The following is a 17,734-nucleotide window of genomic DNA, read 5'->3' as shown; positions in this document are numbered from 1 at the left end:
TCTGCCCGAAAGTCGACCGGAGTCGTCGACCGGGCGGGAGGGTTCCATGCGGGTGGTGGTCACCCTGGCGCGTCTCATCGCCGCCACCACCCCGGTGCTGATCGGGTGCGCGTACGCGCTCGGCATGGGCGTGCGAGGGCCGCTGTGGGGGCCGGGCGCGGTCGTCGGCGTGGTCTTCCCGGCGGTGGGGGCGTTCCTGCTGGCGCACCGGCCGCGGCTGTGGGCGGCCTGGCTGCTGTGGGGCGGCGGGACGGTCATCGCCTGCTACGAGGTGCTGCGGCAGATCGCCCACTGGGCGTACGCGTGCGGCCATGTGGAGGCGGCGGCCACCATCGGCTGGGTCTGCTCGTGGCTGGGCCAGTTCGGGATGTACCAGCTGCTCGGGGTGCTGTTCCTGTACCCCGACGGGCATCTGCCGTCCCCGCGCTGGCGGCCGCTGCTGGTGGCGGCGGCCTGGCTGCCGGTGCTGCCCGCCGTGTACGTGGCGGTGGCCCCCGGGCCGGTCGGGCCGGGCTCGGCGCCCAACCCGTTCGCCTGGCAGGCGCTGCAGCCGCTGCACGGGATCGCCCACCCGCTGCGGCACCTCGGCTGGCTGATCCCGATGGCGTGCGGGGTCGTCGCGCTGACCCTGCGGTACCGGCGCGGGACGCAGGACATCCGCCGGCAGATCCTGTGGGCGGCCTACCCCGGGTCGCTGCTGGTGGCGACCGAGCTGCTGCGGGCGGACGTCCCGGTGCTGCGGGCGTTCCAGGCGGTGGTGCTGCTGGCGCTGCCGGTGGCGATCGCCGTGGGGCTGATGCGCTACCGGCTGCGCGACATCGACCTGATCATCAACCGGACCCTGGTGTACGGGCTGCTGGTGGCGGCGATCGGCGCGCTGTACTTCGGGCTGACCGGGGTGAGCGAGCTGCTGGGGGCCTCCGGCGCGGGGTCGCCGGGGTTCGCGGGGCTGGTCGGCGCGTTCGCCGCGGGGGCGCTGTTCCATCCGCTGCGGGGCCGGCTGCAGCGCGGGGTGGACCGGCTGCTGCGGGTGGAGCGCAACCCGTACCTGCTGGCGGACCGGCTGAGCCGCACCGTGCAGGAGGCGCCCGGCCCGTCGGAGGCGCTGAGCACGGCGGTCGCCACGGTGCGCGAGACGCTGCGGGTGCCGGGCGCGGCGGTCGAGGTCGCCGGGGACTCCTCCGGGCCGCGCGTCTACCGCGACGGCGAGCTGGGGGAACGTCCCTACTCGGTGCCGCTGGTGTGGCAGGGCGAGCCGGTGGGGCGAATGCTGGTGGCCCGGCCCGACACGCTGCGGCACCGCATCGACGCCCGGCTGCTGGGCACCCTGGCGGTGCATCTGGCCGACGTCGCCCACGCCGTGCGGCTGACCGCCGACCTGCAGCGTTCCCGGGAGCGGATCCTGGCGACCCGGGAGGAGGAGCGGCGGCGGCTGCGCCGCGACCTGCACGACGGGCTCGGCCCCACCCTGGCCAGCCTGGCGATGTCGCTGGACGCGGCGCGGATCACGCTGAACCGCGACCCGGACAAGGTGGAGCCGCTGCTGGCCGACCTGCGCGAACGGCTGGCCACCACGATCGGCGACATCCGCGACCTGGTCGACGGGCTGCGCCCGCCCGCCCTGGACGACCTGGGGCTGGTGGCCGCCATCACCGCGCTGGCCGAACGCTGCACCGGCCGGGTGGACGTACGCTTCGAGGGCGATCCGACCGGTCTGCCGGCCGCGGTGGAGGTGGCCGCGTACCGGATCGTCCAGGAGGCGCTGACCAACATCCAGCGCCACGCGCGCGCCCCGACCGCCCAGGTGCGGCTGCGTCGCGACACCGACCTGCACATCACGGTGTCGGACACCGGAGTGGGGCTGCCGAACCGGCTCAGGGCGGGCGTGGGACTGGGTTCCATGCGGGAACGCGCCGCCGAGCTGGGCGGCAGCTTCGCCATCAGGACCCGCAGCAGCGGCGGCACCGTGGTCACGGCCCGGCTGCCGCTGCGTTCGCAAGACCCGCAACCCTCCCGTGCGACGGTGCCGGGAGCCGTCCCCCACGAAACGGTGAACCCTTCATGACGACCGCTGACGACGTCCGTGTGATCATCACCGACGACCACCCGATGTACCGGCAGGGCCTGCGGGCGCTGCTGGAGGCGCTCGACGTGAACGTCGTGGCCGAGGCGGGCAGCGGTCCGGAGGCGGTGCGCCTGGCGGCCGAACTGCAACCCGAGGTCGTGGTGATGGATCTGCACATGCCCGGGGGGAACGGGATCGAGGCCACCCGCACCATCACCCGCACCAGCCCCCGCATCGGCGTCCTGGTGCTGACCATGTTCCGCGACGACGACTCGGTCTTCGCCGCCATGCGCGCCGGAGCCCGCGGCTACCTGCTCAAAGAATCCGGCGCCGAAGAAATCGCCCGCGCCGTCCGCGCCGTCGCCGCCGGCGAAGCCATCTACGGACCCGAAATCGCCCGACGCGTCCTCACCTACTTCGCCGACATGCCCGACCCCAAACAAACCGCCTTCCCCGAACTCACCGACCGCGAACGCGAAGTCCTCCAACTCATCGCCCAAGGCCGCTCCAACTCAGACATCGCACAAACCCTCTTCCTGTCCCCCAAAACCGTCCGCAACCACGTCTCCAACATCTTCATGAAACTCCACGTCGCCGACCGCGCCCAAGCCATCGTCCTCGCCCGCGAAGCCGGCCTGGGCGGGGTGTGACCGGCGGCCCTTCCGCGGGCCCGGACCCGGGCCCGGACCCGGAGGAACGTTTGTCCGGATACTGGACGGGATGGTGCCCGGAACGCCTGTGACCTGTACGATCCACACGTTTTCGCAGGGTGGGGGTGCCGGTGGCGGGGGAGCGTGCTCGCCTGGTGATGGTCCGCGTCGCGGCGGTCGCCGCGGTGGCCGCGGTCGTGGCGGGCCTGCTGCTGCGCTTCACGATCCCCGAGGAGTACCGCTCGGTCCAGCCGTGGCGGCCCGAGCACGTGATGGGCCTGGTGTACCCGGCGGTCGGGGCGTTCCTGCTGGCGCGCCGGCCGCGGCTGGTGGTGGCCTGGCTGATCTGGTGGATCGGGCTGATGGCGGCGCTGCACGTGGTGCTGCAGCCGGTGTCGCGGTGGGCGGTCGTCCACGAGACGCCCGGCGCGGCGTGGCTGCGGTGGGTGGCGGTGTGGATCTACCTGCTGGAGTTCCTGCCGCTGATCACGCTGCTGCCGCTGCTGTATCCGGACGGGCGTCCGCCGTCGCCGCGCTGGCGTCCGCTGCTCGTCACGGTGTACGCGCTGATCGCGCTGAACGCGGTGGGGATGGCGCTGCTGCCGGTGCAGTACACGGTGGGGCCGCTGCGGGTGCCCAATCCCGCCGGACTGGACTTCGCCGCGTCCCTGGAACCGCTGGTCAGGGGGCCGCTGGCGGCGGTGACGGTGGCGGCGGCGTTCGCCTGCCTGTTCTCGCTGGCGGTGCGGTTCCGTTCCGGCGGGCCGGTGCAGCGGCGGCAGATCGCCTGGCTGGGGTACGTGCTGCTGGCGGTGGCGGTGCTGGGGTTCTCCGACCTGGTGGTGGCGGTCCCGTTCGTGCTGTGGACCGTGCCGGTGTCGGTGGCGGTGGCCGGGGTGCCGGTGGCCATCGCGATCGCGGTCCTGCGCCACCGGCTGTACGACATCGACCTGATCGTCAACCGGACCGTGGTGTACGGGGCGCTGGCGGTGTTCACCGGCGTGCTGTACTTCGGGCTGATCGGCCTGGTCAACTGGGCGGTGCAGGGCTACGGGGCGCTGGCCGGGCTGGCCGGGGCGCTGCTGGTGGGGCTGACGTTCCAGCCGCTGCGGCACCGGCTGCAGCGCGCCGTGGACCGGCTGCTGCACGTCGAGCGGGACCCGTACGCGGTCGCCGACCGGCTCAGCCGCACCGTCCAGCAGGCCCGCGACCCGTCCGCGGCGCTGCGCAGCGCGCTGGCGTCGGCGCGGCAGGCGCTCGGGGTGCGCGGCGCGGCCGTGGAGATCGCCGACCGGGACGGCGGGGTGCGGCTGCACGGCGACGGCGACACCGACGCCCTGTCCGAGGAGATCCCGCTGCGCTGGCACGGCGCGACCGTGGGCCGGCTGCTGCTGCCCGCCGGCCGGCACGACGCCCAGCTCGCCGGGGTGCTGGCCCGGCACCTGGCCGACGTGGCGCACGCCGTGCGGCTCACCGCCGACCTGCAGGTCTCCCGCGAACGCATCCTCACCACCCGCGAGGAGGAGCGCCGCAGGCTGCGCCGCGACCTGCACGACGGGCTCGGCCCCACGCTGGCGGCGCTGGCGCTGTCCCTGGACGCCGCCCGGCTGCGGCTGCGCACCGACCCGGAGGCGGTCGCCCGGGAACTGGTCGCGCTGCGCGAACGGATGAACGCCACCATCGACGACATCCGCCGGCTGGTCTACGGGCTGCGCCCGCCCGCCCTGGACAACCTGGGCCTGGAGGGGGCGGTGCGGGCGCTGGCCGCCGACCTTCCCGAACCCCTCGTCGAGATCGTGGTGGAACCCGGTCCCGCGCTCGGCGAGCTGCCCGCCGCCGCCGAGGTCGCCGCGTACCGGATCGTCGCCGAGGCGCTCAACAACGCCCGCCGCCACGCCGAGGCCACCCGCGTCACCGTGCGGATGTGCTGCGAGCACGACGAGGGCGCCGAACGCCTCACCCTGGTGGTCGCCGATGACGGCGTGGGCCTGCCGGTGCTCCCGGACGGTCGCGTCCCGCACGCCGGCGTCGGGCTGGGCTCCATGCGCGAGCGGGCCGCCGAGCTCGGCGGCACCTGTACTATCGGCCCGCGACCCGGTGGCGGCACCGAGGTGATCGCGCACCTGCCCCTGTCCCCCGCTCCAGGAGCCCCCACGCCATGAACCAGACGCCGGAGTCCCCCGTGGCCGGCAACGAGGCCATCCGCGTCCTCATCACCGACGACCACCCGGTCTTCCGGCAGGGCCTGCAGAACCTCCTGGAGGCCCTCGGCATCGAGGTCGTCGGCCAGGCCGAGAGCGGCCCCGACGCGGTGCGCCTGGCCGCCGAACTCCAGCCCGACGTCGTGGTGATGGATCTGCACATGCCCGGGGGGAACGGGATCGAGGCCACCCGCACCATCACCCGCACCAGCCCCCGCATCGGCGTCCTGGTGCTGACCATGTTCCGCGACGACGACTCGGTCTTCGCCGCCATGCGCGCCGGAGCCCGCGGCTACCTGCTCAAAGAATCCGGCGCCGAAGAAATCGCCCGCGCCGTCCGCGCCGTCGCCGCCGGCGAAGCCATCTACGGACCCGAAATCGCCCGACGCGTCCTCACCTACTTCGCCGACATGCCCGACCCCAAACAAACCGCCTTCCCCGAACTCACCGACCGCGAACGCGAAGTCCTCCAACTCATCGCCCAAGGCCGCTCCAACTCAGACATCGCACAAACCCTCTTCCTGTCCCCCAAAACCGTCCGCAACCACGTCTCCAACATCTTCATGAAACTCCACGTCGCCGACCGCGCCCAAGCCATCGTCCTCGCCCGCGAAGCCGGCCTCGGCACGGATTGATGGCGCTCGCTCCGCTCGCGCGGCTCGCGGGCCTGGGGACGCGTGGTCGTTCGTCGTTGCGGTTCAAGATCGCTCGTTCCTCGCGATCTTGAACCGCTCCTCCTCACGACCACGCGGGCCCGCTCGCGGTGGCCTTCAGCACCCACGAGTGCAAGGTCTCTGGGAACGACAGGAGCGGCAGGAGCACCGCGTTCATCCGGACAGGGCCTTGTCGCCGGGCTGAGCGGCCAGTCTCCGCTCATCGGCGTTCGGCACGGGCATCCGGAAACCCGATACGGCGATCCGGAAACAGCGACCCCGAAATCGGCCATGGTTCCACGCCCGTCAGGAGGGTGGCGAGCCGGATTACTCGGCGAGCGGCGAGTTCTGCACGCTCGGAAAGCAGCGAGCCCCGGCCGTCCAGCCGGGGCTTCATCGTCCTTCGATACTCAGGACCCGCACGAACGCGGGGGCGTGGGGGCGGAGCCCCCACATCGGGGGGTTCCGGGGGGTCGTCCCCCCGGGCCGGCACTGAGGTCCGCTCAACGGCGAGCACGCGCAGCGTGCGAGCACACCTCCCCCAGCGGACCGTCCGGGTTACGCGGACTTCTCCCTGGGCTCCCGCTTGGTGCGTTCGCGGGGGACGAGGGTGGGGTTGACGTGCTCGAGGACGGCCTCGCGGGTGATGACGACGCGGGCCACGTCGTGGCGGCTGGGGACCTCGTACATCACCGACAGCAGGACCTCCTCCATGATCGCGCGCAGGCCGCGGGCGCCGGTGCCGCGCAGGATGGCCTGGTCGGCGATGGCCTCGAGGGCGTCGGGGGTGAACTCCAGGTCCACCCCGTCCAGCTCGAACAGCCGCCTGTACTGCTTGACCAGGGCGTTCTTGGGCTCGGTGAGGATGGAGATCAGCGCGTCGCGGTCCAGGTTGTGCACGTTGGTGATCACCGGGAGACGGCCCACGAACTCCGGGATCATCCCGAACTTCAGCAGGTCCTCCGGCATGATCTCGGCCAGGATGTCGGCGCCGGGGTCCTCGTCCTTGGAGCGGATCACCGCGCCGAAGCCCATGCCCTGCTTGCCGATCCGGGCCTCGACGATCTTCTCCAGACCGGCGAACGCGCCGCCGCAGATGAACAGCACGTTGGTGGTGTCGATCTGGATGAACTCCTGGTGCGGGTGCTTGCGGCCGCCCTGCGGCGGGACGCTGGCGGTGGTGCCCTCCAGGATCTTCAGCAGCGCCTGCTGGACGCCCTCGCCGGACACGTCCCGGGTGATCGACGGGTTCTCGCTCTTGCGGGCGATCTTGTCGACCTCGTCGATGTAGATGATCCCGGTCTCGGCCTTCTTGACGTCGTAGTCGGCCGCCTGGATCAGCTTGAGCAGGATGTTCTCCACGTCCTCGCCCACGTAGCCGGCCTCGGTCAGCGCCGTGGCGTCGGCGATCGCGAACGGGACGTTCAGCAGCTTGGCGAGCGTCTGCGCGAGCAGCGTCTTGCCGGATCCGGTGGGGCCCAGCAACAGGATGTTGGACTTGGCCAGCTCCACCTGGTCGTCACGGGCGCTGTCGCCGGACTGGATCCGCTTGTAGTGGTTGTAGACGGCCACCGACAGGGCCTTCTTGGCCGTCTCCTGCCCGATCACATAGCTGTCGAGGAACTCGTAGATCTCCCGCGGCTTGGGCAGACTGTCCCACTTGAGGTCGGAGGTCTCCGAGAGCTCCTCCTCGATGATCTCGTTGCAGAGATCGATGCACTCGTCGCAGATGTACACGCCCGGACCCGCGATGAGTTTCTTGACCTGCTTCTGGCTCTTCCCGCAGAACGAGCACTTGAGCAGGTCACCGCCGTCGCCGATGCGTGGCACCCGACCGTCTCCTTTTCGTGGGGCCGCCCGCCTTGAGGATGCGGCGCGGTTCTTACCTCGCGCTCGGCGACGGGCCTGCCCGGCGCCCGCCGGCCGCCTGGGCCGCCGGTGCGGTGCGGGCCGGGCCGCTCGTCACCTTGCGCTCGTACCTATCATCGCGCGAGGCGGCGGGTCCGCGACACGGGCGGCGACGGGTTGCCGTGGGCATCCGCATCGCCGACCACCTCGCTCGCTCGTCGCCTCGCCGGTCATTGGCGTCCCGAAGGCTCTCGCGTCGGAATCGACGTTACCGCCTCCCGGGGACTTGGTGAGCCCCTCGCCCGGAAGTCTTCGCCACGGTGCCGGACCGGGGGTCGCCCGGCCCGTCCGGGCCGCCGAGCCGCCCCGGCCCGGTGGGGCCGGGCGGCTCGGGAACCGTCAGGACGACACTACCTGCGCGCTGCGCTTCCTGCTGACGAAGACATCGTCCACCAAACCGTACGCCTTGGCATCCTCGGCGGTCAGGATCTTGTCCCGCTCGATGTCCCGGCGGACCTCCTCCACCGGCTTGCCGGAGTGCCGGGCGATGATCTCCTCCAGCTGCTCGCGGATCCGCATGATCTCGCGGGCCTGGATCTCGATGTCGCTGGACTGCCCGTAGGTGCCCTCGGTGGCCGGCTGGTGGATCAGGATCCGCGAGTGCGGCAGCGCCGCCCGCTTGCCCGGGGTGCCGGCCGCCAGCAGCACCGCCGCCGCCGAGGCCGCCTGCCCGATGCACACCGTCTGGATGTCGGGCTTGACGAACTGCATCGTGTCGTAGATCGCCGTCATCGCGGTGAACGAGCCGCCCGGCGAGTTGATGTAGATGCTGATGTCCCGGTCCGGGTCGATCGACTCCAGGGTCAGCAGCTGCGCCATCACGTCGTTGGCCGACGCGTCGTCGATCTGCACCCCGAGGAAGATGATCCGCTCCTCGAAGAGCTTGTTGTACGGGTTCATCTCCTTGACCCCGTACGTGGTGCGCTCGACGAAGGACGGGATGATGTACCGGTTGTCCACGGGCGCCGCGGTGCCGCCCACCCGCATGCCCGGCCTGATCAGGTCGCTCACTTGTCTGCCTCCGCTAGTCCGCTTGCTTGCCCCCGGGCGGCGCCGCAGCGCCGCGCCGTCACGAGACGGGGCCCTCCGAGGGCACCTGGTTGGCGCTGCGCACCACGTGGTCGACGAAGCCGTAGTCCTTGGCCTCCTCGGCGGTGAACCAGCGGTCCCGGTCGGAGTCCTTGTTGATCTGCTCCACCGTCTGGCCGGTGTGCATCGCGATCCGCTCGGCCAGGGTGTTCTTGACGTACAGCATCTGCTCGGCCTGGATCTTGATGTCCGAGGCGGTGCCGCCGATGCCGCCGGACGGCTGGTGCATCATGATCCGCGCGTGCGGCAGCGCGTACCGCTTGCCGGGCGCGCCGGCGCACAGCAGGAACTGCCCCATCGACGCGGCCAGGCCCATCCCGACGGTCGCCACGTCGTTGGGCACGTACTGCATGATGTCGTAGATCGCCATGCCGGCCGAGACGGAGCCGCCGGGCGAGTTGATGTACAGGTAGATGTCGCGCTCGCCGTCCTCGGCCGACAGCAGCAGCAGCTCGGCGCAGATCCGGTTGGCGATGTCGTCGTCGACCTGCTGGCCGAGGAAGACGATGCGCTTGCGCAGCAGCTGCTGGAACAGCTGGTCACCGAGCGGCAGCAGCTGGGCCTCGGCCAGTCGTGAGGTCGTCGGCCGCGGCTGTTCGAAAGTCGGAGGCATGCTCACCGGTTTCCTCCGGTCTGTGTCACGGGTCGGATGATTGCGACACTAACGCGCTGCGTCCCCCACTTAAGCCGGGAGGTCGCTCGTTTCGCTCGGGGCGTACCTATGGCCGCGGCGAAGCCGCGGCGGCTCGCGGGCCTGGGGACGCGCGGCCGTTCGTCGTCGCGGTTCAAGATCGCTCGTTCCTCGCGATCTTGAACCGCTCCTCCTCACGACCACGCGGGCCCGCTCGCGGTGGCCTTCAGGACCTTCGGGTGCGGGGCCCTTGTGACGAGGCCCGGCGCAGCGAGGTCGGTCGACGAGTGTCGTGGGAGCGTTCGGTTGCGTCTGGAAGGCGGGGTCAGCGGTGCCGGGGGCCTCGCGGGGCAGTCTGTGGGTGCGGCGGGTGGAGCCGGCGGCCGGGACGGGGCTGTTCCGGGTGCGGTCGGCGAGGGTGCTGAGATCGCCGGGAGGCGTGGGAGAGGCTGATCGCCCGTTCGGGGCCGGTGGGAGGTTTTACCGGGATTTCGGGGTGTCGTGGCGGGGGGTGTACGCGAACGGGCCGGGGCCGCTGGTGCGGCGCCGGCCCGTTCGCGTGGTGCGGGCGGGTGAGACCCCGGGTCAGGACTCGGAGTCGGCCTTGCCCTTGGTCTCTTCGTCCTTGGCCTCTTCGGTCTCGGCCTCGGCGGTGTCCTCGGCCTTGGCCTCGGCGGACTCCTCGGTCTCGGCGGACTCGGCGGTCTCCTCGGGGGTGACGGTCTCGCCGTTGAGCTCGCGCTGGATGGCCTCGAGGTCGAGTTCGTTGCCGGCCTCGTCGGTGATCTTGACGTGCTCGACCAGGAGGTTGAGGGCCTTGGTGCGCAGGACCTCGGAGACCAGGGCGGGGATCTGGCCGCTGTCGGTGAGGTGCTGGGCGAGCTGCTGGGGCTGGACGCCCATCTGCATGGCCTGGGTGACCACGTACTCGCTCAGTTCCTCGTTCTCGACGCCGAGCTCCTCCTGGAGGGCGAGCTGGTCGAGGACGAAGCCGCCCTTGACGGCCTGGCGGGCCGCCTCGGCGATCTCGGTGTCGAACTCCTCGGCGGTCTTGCCCTCGCGCTCGAGGTAGGCCTCCTTGGTCAGGCCGCTCCACTGGAGCTGCTGCTCGAGCTGCTCGTTACGGCGCTGGATCTCGTCCTCGACCACCTTGTCGGGCAGCGGGATGTCGATCTGCTCGAGCAGGGCCTCCAGGGCCTTGTCGCGGGCCTGGCCGATCTGCTGCATGCGCTTGTTGCGCAGCAGCCGGGTGCGCAGGTCCTCGCGCAGCTCGGCGATGGTGTCGAACTCGCTGGCGAGCTGGGCGAACTCGTCGTCGGCCGCGGGCAGGTTCTTGACCTTGACGCTCTGCACGGTGACGGTGATCTCGGCCTCCTGGCCGGCCTTCTCGCCGCCCACCAGGGTCGAGGTGAAGGTCTTGGACTCGCCGGCGCTCATGCCCACCAGCGCGTCGTCCAGGCCCTCGACCGAGGAACGGCTGCCGACCTCGTAGGAGTAGCCGGTGGTGGAGGCGTCCTCGACCGGCTCGCCGTCGACGGCGGCGGACATGTCGATGGACACGAAGTCGCCCTCCTCGGCGGGGCGGTCGGCCGCGGTCAGCGATCCGAAGCGCTCACGCAGGGTGTTGAGGGTCTCCTCGATCTCCTCGTCGGTGACCGTGGCCTCGTCGACGGTCACCTCGATCCCGTCGTAGTCGGGGACCTCGAACTTGGGCCTGATGTCCACCTCGGCGGTGAACGTCATCTCCTTGCCGTCGTCCAGCGCGGTGATCTCCACCTCGGGCTGGCCGAGCACGAAGATCTCGCTCTCCTCGACGGCGCGGCCGTACAGCTCCGGCAGGGCGTCGTTGACCGCCTCCTGCAGGACCGCGCCACGGCCGACGTACTGGTCGATCAGCGGGGCGGGCACCTTGCCGGGCCGGAAACCCTTGATGCGCACCTGCTTGGCGATCTCCTTGTACGCCCTGTCGAGGTTCGGCTTGAGCTCGTCGAACGGCACCTCGACGGTGAGCTTGACCCGCGTGGGGGTCAGCTCCTCGACATCGGTCTTCACTGGGGTCGGTCTCCTTGTCCGGCACGGTCACAGGCGCGGGTTCACTCTCCGGCCGCGGCGTCTCGACGCGTTGCCGCCGGCTCTGACGCCCGTGGCGCGGGCACGCCGACGAAGCGGCACCTCGCGCCTTCGCGCGCCAAGTCTATGGTGTCCCGGCGGCGGGCGCTGACACTCGGGCCTCCCACGGGGCGTGGAGCGCCCCGGAGCGCCCCGGCGCGGGGTCCCCGGCCGGGGCGCCGCGGGCTCGGCACAGGCCCCGGCGAGATCGCCCCATTTCCTGAGAATTTCACTTGCGGCCGCGTCCGGAGCGGCGCACATAAGCGATCACTGATATGCCGGAGATCGCGGTCCCGGACGGCCCGGGCCGGTTGCGGTTTTCTCGAAATACGGTCCCACCTGCGGTTTTGTCACTCCGGACAGGGCCGGCGATACGAACTCTGTGTTTCCGGCACGTGACAAATCGGAGTACTGGTCCATACTTTGGCGGGATGAACGGGACGTTGGCGGCGTTCGGCGCCACCGGGCTGTACTACGTCGGTTTCGCCGTGTTCAAGGTGGCGGCGGACCGGATGGAACCCCTGCGCGGCAACCGCATCCCGCACATGGCGTGGACGATCCTGCGCAGCCCGGTCTTCCTCGGCGGGCTGGTGCTCGTGCTGGGCGGGCTGGCGCTGCAGATCATCGCGCTGGGCGAGCTGACCCTGGGCGTGGCGGTCCCGATCTTCGTCTCCGGGCTGGTCCCGCTGCTGCTGATCGCGCTGGCCGCGTTCGGCGAGCGGCTGTGCGTCCGCGAGTGGCTGAGCATGCTGCTGATCGCCGCCGCGATGCTGCTGATCGCGCTGTCCATCGGCGGGTCCGGGCCGCTGACGGCCGGTCCGGTGCCGCCCTGGCGGCTGGTCGCGGTGGCGGTGCCGCCGCTGGTGCTGTCGGTGGCGCTGATGGCGTTCGGGGACCGGCGGCCGGACGGCCGGCACGCCCGGCCGGTGGCGGGCATCGCCTACGGGATGAGCGCGGGCTTTCCGATCGGCACCGCGGAGCTGGCCATCAAGGGCTGGGGCGACATGGCCGGTTCGGCGTCGACGAGCCTGGAGATCCTGCGCACCCCGTACCCGTACGTGACGGTGGTGGCCGCGGCGCTGGGCTTCGGCATCATCATGGCGGGCTTCCAGCGCTGCCGGGTGATCATCGTGGCCACCGTGATGACCGTCAGCGCCAAGAGCTACCTGCTGGTGATGGGGACGGTCCTGTACGGGGAGCCCTGGCCCGACGACGTCGGGCAGGCGGCGCTGCGGGTGCTGGCGCTGGCGCTGGCGGTGTCGGCGGTGCTGCTGTTCCCGCGGTACGACGACCGCCTGACCCCGCAGCCGCGGCCGGTGCGGCAGGCCCAGCGTTCCTGACCCCGCGGACGCGGAGAAGGGCGGGCGGCCTCCCGCCGGGTCACCGACGGCCGCGTGGACGCGCAGAAGGCTCCGCGGAGCCCTCGTGAAGAGAGACCCTGTGCCCTGCCGGGTCCTGACGGCCGCGCGGCGCCTTCCGGCGGTGCGCCCGAGGCGTTCACCGGCTCCGGAACGTTCCGGAGCACGGCGAGGGGATCCCGGAAGCGCCCCGCCCCGGGATCCCCTCGGTCCTTGGGACCGCGTGATCAGACCTGGCCGGCCTTCTCCAGCGCGGTGCAGCAGGTGTCCACGAGCACGCGGGTCACCTCGTAGGGGTCGCAGTTGGCGTTCGGGCGGCGGTCCTCCAGGTAGCCCTTCCGGTCGACCTCCACCTGCCAGGGGATGCGGATCGAGGCGCCGCGGTTGGACACGCCGTAGGAGAACTCGTTCCACGGGGCGGTCTCGTGCAGACCGGTCAGGCGGTCCTCGATGCCGTGGCCGTAGGCGGCGATGTGCTCCTTGACCCTCTCGCCCAGGGCCTCGCAGGCGGTGATGATCGGCTCGTAGGCCTCGCGCATCGCCTTGGTGGAGAAGTTGGTGTGCGCGCCGGCGCCGTTCCAGTCGCCCTTGACCGGCTTGGGGTCGAGGGTGGCGGCGACCTTGAAGTCCTCGGCGATGCGGTAGAGCAGCCAGCGGGCCACCCACAGCGCGTCGGCGACCTCGAGCGGGCCGCCCGGGCCGACCTGGAACTCCCACTGACCGGGCATGACCTCGGCGTTGATGCCGGAGATCGGCAGGCCGGCGGTCAGGCAGGCGTCCAGGTGCCGCTCGACGATCTCACGGCCGAACACCTCGTCGGCGCCGACGCCGCAGTAGTACGGGCCCTGCGGGGCGGGGAAGCCGGTGTCGGGGAAGCCCAGCGGGCGGCCGGCCTGGAAGAAGGTGTACTCCTGCTCGATGCCGAACCAGGGGTCCTGGTCGGCGAACCGCTCGGCGATCGGCCGCAGCTTGGCCCGGTTGTTGGTCGGGTGCGGGGTGCCGTCCGGCAGGAACACCTCGCACAGCACCAGCTTGTCGTCGCCGCCGCGGATCGGGTCCGGGCACGAGAAGACCGGCTTGAGCACGCAGTCCGAGTTCTCGCCCGGCGCCTGGTTGGTGCTGGACCCATCGAAGCCCCAGGTGGGCAGCTCGGCGCCGTCGGGGAGGATCTTCGTCTTGGACCGCAGCTTGGCGGTGGGCTCGGTCCCGTCGATCCAGATGTACTCGGCCTTGTAGGTCACGTCGGTCCCTTCCTCATGGCGGCCGCACACGGTTTCGGCCAGGAAGGACACTAGGAATCAGGCTTTTCGGACTTGTTGCCCTTGTGTGAACGCCGTGTTAACCCCCTCCGGGTCCGGGCACGGCCGTCCGGTGAACCCCTCGCCACCGGCCGCCACGGCCCTGACCAGGGCGAACGTCATCGATCAACGGGCAGGGAGGTCCGGGCGCCCGGGCGGTCGAGGTCGCGGGCGCCCGGACCGTGGCGGCGCCCCGGCGTCCGGGTCGAGGCGTCGTCCCGTGGTACGGGGCCGGACGGCGCGAGGGTTCGACGTCCGGCCGGGCGATCGCGCAAAACGGTCTTCTCACAGCACCGGACCTCATCTCTCCATGCCCGATCAACCGAGCCTTAGATGAAGAACTGCGTTCACATCCAAATATGAGCCGAACACCGGCATCATGTCCGGCATGACCCGGCTCTCCGCGCTCGACGACGCCCCCGCCTCCCCTCCCTACGTCCACGACTGGGCGATCGTGGACGTCGAGACCTCCGGCCTGCGGGCCGCCGAGCACCGCGTGCTGTCGCTGGCGGTCCTCACCCTGGGCCCGGACGGCGCGACGCGGGAGGAGTTCGCCACCCTGCTCGATCCGGGCTGCGATCCCGGCCCGGTGCACATCCACGGGCTGACCGCCGAACGGCTGCGCGGATCCCCGACGTTCGACCAGGTCGCGGACAGGATCGCGAAACTGCTGGACGGGCGGGTGATGGTGGCGCACAACGCGCACTTCGACTACGCGTTCCTGGCCCGCGAGTTCGCCCGCGCCGGGGCGCGGCTGCCGGTGCGGCGGCGGCTGTGCACGCTGGCGCTCAACCGGCGGATCGGCCCGCCCACCCCCGACCTGCGGCTGGGCACGCTGGCCGAGCACTACGGGGTGCGGCAGCGGCGCGCCCACGACGCGCTCGACGACGCCCGGGTGCTCGCGGGGGTGCTGCGCGGGTCGCTGGCGGGGGCGGCGGCGCTGGGCCTGGACCTGCCGCTGGTGGCCTGCCCGCCCAAGAACGGGAGCTCCGCCGCCCATCCCCCGCCGACGCGCAAGATGCCGTGCGCGTTCCGCTGCCCGGGGCGGATGCCGCAGGGCGGTCCGCTCGTCCAGGGCATGAAGGTCGCGTTCACCGGGGAGACCCGGGTGCCGCGCGACGAGCTGGCGGCGCGGGCGGCGGAGGCGGGGCTGAACGTGATGACCACCGTCAGCCGGTTCACCAGCGTGCTGGTCACCAACGATCCGGGGTCGGGGTCGGCCAAGGCGCGCCGTGCGCCGGCCGAGGGCGTGCCGGTGATCGACGAGGCCGCGTTCCTGCGGCTGCTGGACGACGTCCGGCCCGGGGTGCGGCACGACGAGCCGGCCCCGGTGCCCGCGCCCCGCCCGACGGCCGAGCCGCAGCGGCGTTCCGGGGCGTCCGGCGGCAGGCTGGCGGGACGGCGGGTGCTGGTCCTGGGCGGCACCCATCCGGAGGCGTCGGCGGCCCGCGCCCGGATCGCCGGGCTCGGCGGGGCCGCCGCGGTGAACCTGTCGGCTAGCGTCACCGACGTGGTCGTCCTGCCCGGCGGGGAACGGGACCGGCGGATCGGCCGGATCGCCGCGCTGAAGCTCCCGGTGCACGACCCGGAGTGGCTCCAGGCCGACGACGACGGCGGCGCGCCCGAACGGCAGGCGTCACGGCCGGCGCCGCTGGTGCTGCCGATGGGCGGGGTGATCGACCTGCCCGTCACGACCGGCGCGACGACCTGGACGATCAGCGCGAGCTGGGCGCAGCAGGCGGACTGCGAGATCGACGTGGTCGCCTTCGCGGTGGACGAGGACGGCCAGGTGCCGGGGGACGAGAACTTCGTGTTCTACGGCGCGCCGGACGATCCGGCGGCGGGGGTCCGGCTCGCGATCGACGGGCCCACCGAGCAGTCGATCACCGTGGACCTGGCCGTGCCGCCGCCGCAGATCCGCCGGATCGCGGTGGCCGCCGCGATCGACGGCGCGGCCACGTTCGGCGACGTGGGGGCGATCGAGATCACCGCCGGTCCCGGGGTGAGCCGGGCGCTGCTGGCGCAGGCCACCCTGGACGCCGCCACCACCGAGCGCACCCTGCTGCTGGCGGAGGTCTACCGGCGCGGCCCGTCCTGGCGGCTGCGCGCGCTCGGCCAGGGGTACGACTTCGGCCTGGCGGAGCTGGCCCGCCGTCACGGGGTGGACGTGGAGAACTGACCCGCGGGGGCCGGCAGCTGCGCCAGGCCCAGGTCGGCGCCGGTCGGGTCGGACAGCACCGAGAACCGGCCCGGGTCGATGGCGGTCGGCGGCACCCGGACCCGCGCGCCCATCCCGGCGGCGTGCGCGGTGGCCGCGTCGCAGTCGCCGACGCCGAAGTAGGGCATCCACCGCGCCACCCGGTCGTCCGCCCGGTGCCCGACGAACCCGATGATCCCGGCGATACGGCGATCGCCGAGCAGGCACACGGTGTATCCGAGGCCGCCGTACTCCTCGTCGAGGGCCTTCCAGCCGAAGACGTCGCCGTAGAACCGGCGGGCCGCCTCCACGTCCCGGCAGCACAGCTCGATCCAGCACAGCGCCCCCGGCTCGGCGATGCGGGTCGTGCCCGGGAACGTGTACGGCTGCCAGAGCCCGAACCCGGCCCCCGCCACGTCGGCGCACACCGCCATCCGCCCCAGATGCGCGACGTCCACCGGGTCTGCCAGCACCCGGCCGCCGGCCGCCTCGACCGCCTTGGCCGCCGGGAGGATGTCGGTCACGTTGAAGTAGCAGGTCCAGGCGGGCGGGACCGTGTCGTCGGCCAGCGCGCTCAGCCCGGCGACCTCGGGACCGGTGTCGTCCTCCATCGTGAACATGTCGTAGTCGCCGAGCTTGCCGTCGGCGATCGTGTAGTATCGCCACCCCAGCAACGCGCCGTAGAACGAGTGCGCCCCCGGCGGGTCCGGGCTGGCCAGCTCCACCCAGCTGGGTGCCGCGGGTTCGTGCTCCGTGACCTCGACCATGGCTCCCTCCTCTGGGAGGGGTGTGCCCGGGGCATGGTCAACGTTCAGGGACGAACCGGGACGAACTTCGCCAAACGATCGTCAGCCGTGCCGGGCGTCTCCGGGGCGCTCACGGCGTCTCCTCGATCCAGCCGGCGTCCATCGACTCGTCGCTGTCGTGCACGACGAACTCCCGTTCCACCTCGGCGATCCGGTGCCCGCGCCGCCACAGCGCCGCGACCAGGGCGTCGAGGCGGCGTCGTGCGGCCGGGTCGCCGACCAGGCGGCAGCGCTGGGTGACGAACCGTTCGGCGACGCCGTCGTCCCGGACCCGGCGGGCGTTGCGGGACAGGTGCGCGGCGTGCGGGACGACCAGGTCGGCCAGCGCGCCGTCGCCGGTCCCCGGCGGCAGCAGCAGCTTGACGTGGTGCTCGAAGTAACGGCCGGGGCCGAGCACGGCGGCGTCCTCATCGGTGCGGGGAACGCCACGGTTCCAGGGGGCGGCCTCCACCTTGGCACGGACCACCTCGAACCCGTCCGCCGCCAGCGCCCGCGCCGTCCGCCGGGTCGCCGCCATGACGTCGGCGAACGCGCCCCGATGGCGGGTCGTCAGCATCGGCTGGGACGCCCGGCGGCCACGGGCCAGCACGATGTGGCTGAACTTGACACCGCGCGCACCGGCCCAGCCCGCCAGCGCGTCGACCTCGGAGCCCTCGCACCGCACGGTGAGGTGCGCTTCGAAATCGCCGGCGAACTCCGTCAGGGACACGCTCCATCATGGCCGCCCGATACGCCCGGGGTCACCGCGTTCGCCCGGAACGGGCATGCG

13 protein-coding genes are annotated in these 17,734 nt (G+C 72.2%); 6 read left to right on the top strand and 7 right to left on the bottom strand.

What is annotated here, in order from left to right; translation table 11 throughout:
* The first annotated feature begins 46 nt into the window (after positions 1 to 46).
* From HNR21_RS35290 to HNR21_RS15580, 4 genes are all read left to right on the top strand, one after another.
* Entirely contained in the window at positions 47 to 2,065 is a 2,019-nt protein-coding gene (locus tag HNR21_RS35290; protein WP_246442178.1) for a sensor histidine kinase, read from the top strand.
* The gene (locus tag HNR21_RS15590; RefSeq protein WP_182705792.1) at positions 2,062 to 2,715 is read left to right on the top strand and encodes a response regulator transcription factor; all 654 of its coding nucleotides are present in this window, start codon (positions 2,062 to 2,064) and stop codon (positions 2,713 to 2,715) included. Before HNR21_RS35290 ends, HNR21_RS15590 begins: the two co-directional genes overlap by 4 nt.
* Positions 2,716 to 2,834: 119 nt before the next feature.
* Positions 2,835 to 4,877 (top strand): sensor histidine kinase, encoded by a 2,043-nt coding sequence (locus tag HNR21_RS15585; protein WP_312881050.1) that lies wholly within the window; start codon positions 2,835 to 2,837, stop codon positions 4,875 to 4,877.
* On the top strand, positions 4,874 to 5,551 hold the full coding sequence (locus tag HNR21_RS15580; protein ID WP_119727749.1) for a response regulator transcription factor: 678 nt from the start codon (positions 4,874 to 4,876) through the stop codon (positions 5,549 to 5,551). The genes HNR21_RS15585 and HNR21_RS15580 overlap by 4 nt, the downstream gene beginning before the upstream one ends.
* A gap of 576 nt (positions 5,552 to 6,127) precedes the next feature.
* On the opposite strand, the gene clpX is transcribed toward HNR21_RS15580, so the two are convergent.
* The 4 genes from clpX to tig all read right to left on the bottom strand — a co-directional run bounded on the left by clpX (position 6,128) and on the right by tig (position 11,249).
* Positions 6,128 to 7,399, bottom strand: a complete 1,272-nt coding sequence (gene clpX / locus HNR21_RS15575; protein ID WP_119727748.1) for an ATP-dependent Clp protease ATP-binding subunit ClpX — start codon at positions 7,397 to 7,399, stop codon at positions 6,128 to 6,130.
* A gap of 417 nt (positions 7,400 to 7,816) precedes the next feature.
* Positions 7,817 to 8,464 carry an ATP-dependent Clp protease proteolytic subunit gene (locus HNR21_RS15570; RefSeq protein WP_182708649.1) on the bottom strand — a complete coding sequence of 216 codons (648 nt, stop codon included), beginning with the start codon at positions 8,462 to 8,464 and terminating at the stop codon, positions 7,817 to 7,819.
* 82 nt (positions 8,465 to 8,546) lie between these two features.
* Positions 8,547 to 9,179 (bottom strand): ClpP family protease, encoded by a 633-nt coding sequence (locus tag HNR21_RS15565; RefSeq protein WP_119727746.1) that lies wholly within the window; start codon positions 9,177 to 9,179, stop codon positions 8,547 to 8,549.
* 603 nt (positions 9,180 to 9,782) lie between these two features.
* Positions 9,783 to 11,249: a trigger factor gene (gene tig, locus HNR21_RS15560; RefSeq protein WP_182705791.1), complete on the bottom strand. Its 1,467-nt coding sequence runs from the start codon at positions 11,247 to 11,249 to the stop codon at positions 9,783 to 9,785.
* 488 nt (positions 11,250 to 11,737) lie between these two features.
* Here tig and HNR21_RS15555 point away from each other — a divergent pair, with 488 nt between their 5' ends.
* Entirely contained in the window at positions 11,738 to 12,646 is a 909-nt protein-coding gene (locus HNR21_RS15555; RefSeq protein ID WP_182705790.1) for a hypothetical protein, read from the top strand.
* A 245-nt stretch (positions 12,647 to 12,891) separates the two neighbouring features.
* Here HNR21_RS15555 and glnII read toward each other — a convergent pair whose 3' ends face one another.
* The gene (glnII, locus tag HNR21_RS15550) at positions 12,892 to 13,905 is read right to left on the bottom strand and encodes a glutamine synthetase (RefSeq protein WP_182705789.1); all 1,014 of its coding nucleotides are present in this window, start codon (positions 13,903 to 13,905) and stop codon (positions 12,892 to 12,894) included.
* 445 nt (positions 13,906 to 14,350) lie between these two features.
* On the opposite strand from glnII, the gene HNR21_RS15545 reads away from it, so the two are divergent.
* Positions 14,351 to 16,141: a DEDDh family exonuclease gene (locus HNR21_RS15545; protein ID WP_182705788.1), complete on the top strand. Its 1,791-nt coding sequence runs from the start codon at positions 14,351 to 14,353 to the stop codon at positions 16,139 to 16,141.
* On the opposite strand, the gene HNR21_RS15540 is transcribed toward HNR21_RS15545, so the two are convergent.
* Both HNR21_RS15540 and HNR21_RS15535 read right to left on the bottom strand, forming a co-directional pair.
* Entirely contained in the window at positions 16,117 to 16,926 is an 810-nt protein-coding gene (locus HNR21_RS15540) for a VOC family protein (protein ID WP_119727743.1), read from the bottom strand. The two genes, HNR21_RS15545 and HNR21_RS15540, sit on opposite strands and share 25 nt — an antisense overlap.
* A 109-nt stretch (positions 16,927 to 17,035) precedes the next feature.
* Entirely contained in the window at positions 17,036 to 17,674 is a 639-nt protein-coding gene (locus HNR21_RS15535; protein WP_312881049.1) for a hypothetical protein, read from the bottom strand.
* Positions 17,675 to 17,734 lie beyond the last annotated feature (60 nt).

The sequence above is a fragment of the Thermomonospora cellulosilytica genome (genome assembly GCF_014138835.1).
Classification (GTDB): Bacteria; Actinomycetota; Actinomycetes; order Streptosporangiales; family Streptosporangiaceae; genus Thermomonospora; species Thermomonospora amylolytica.
Note: the sequence above shows the minus strand (reverse complement) of the source record. Positions and strands in the feature narration are given on the sequence as shown.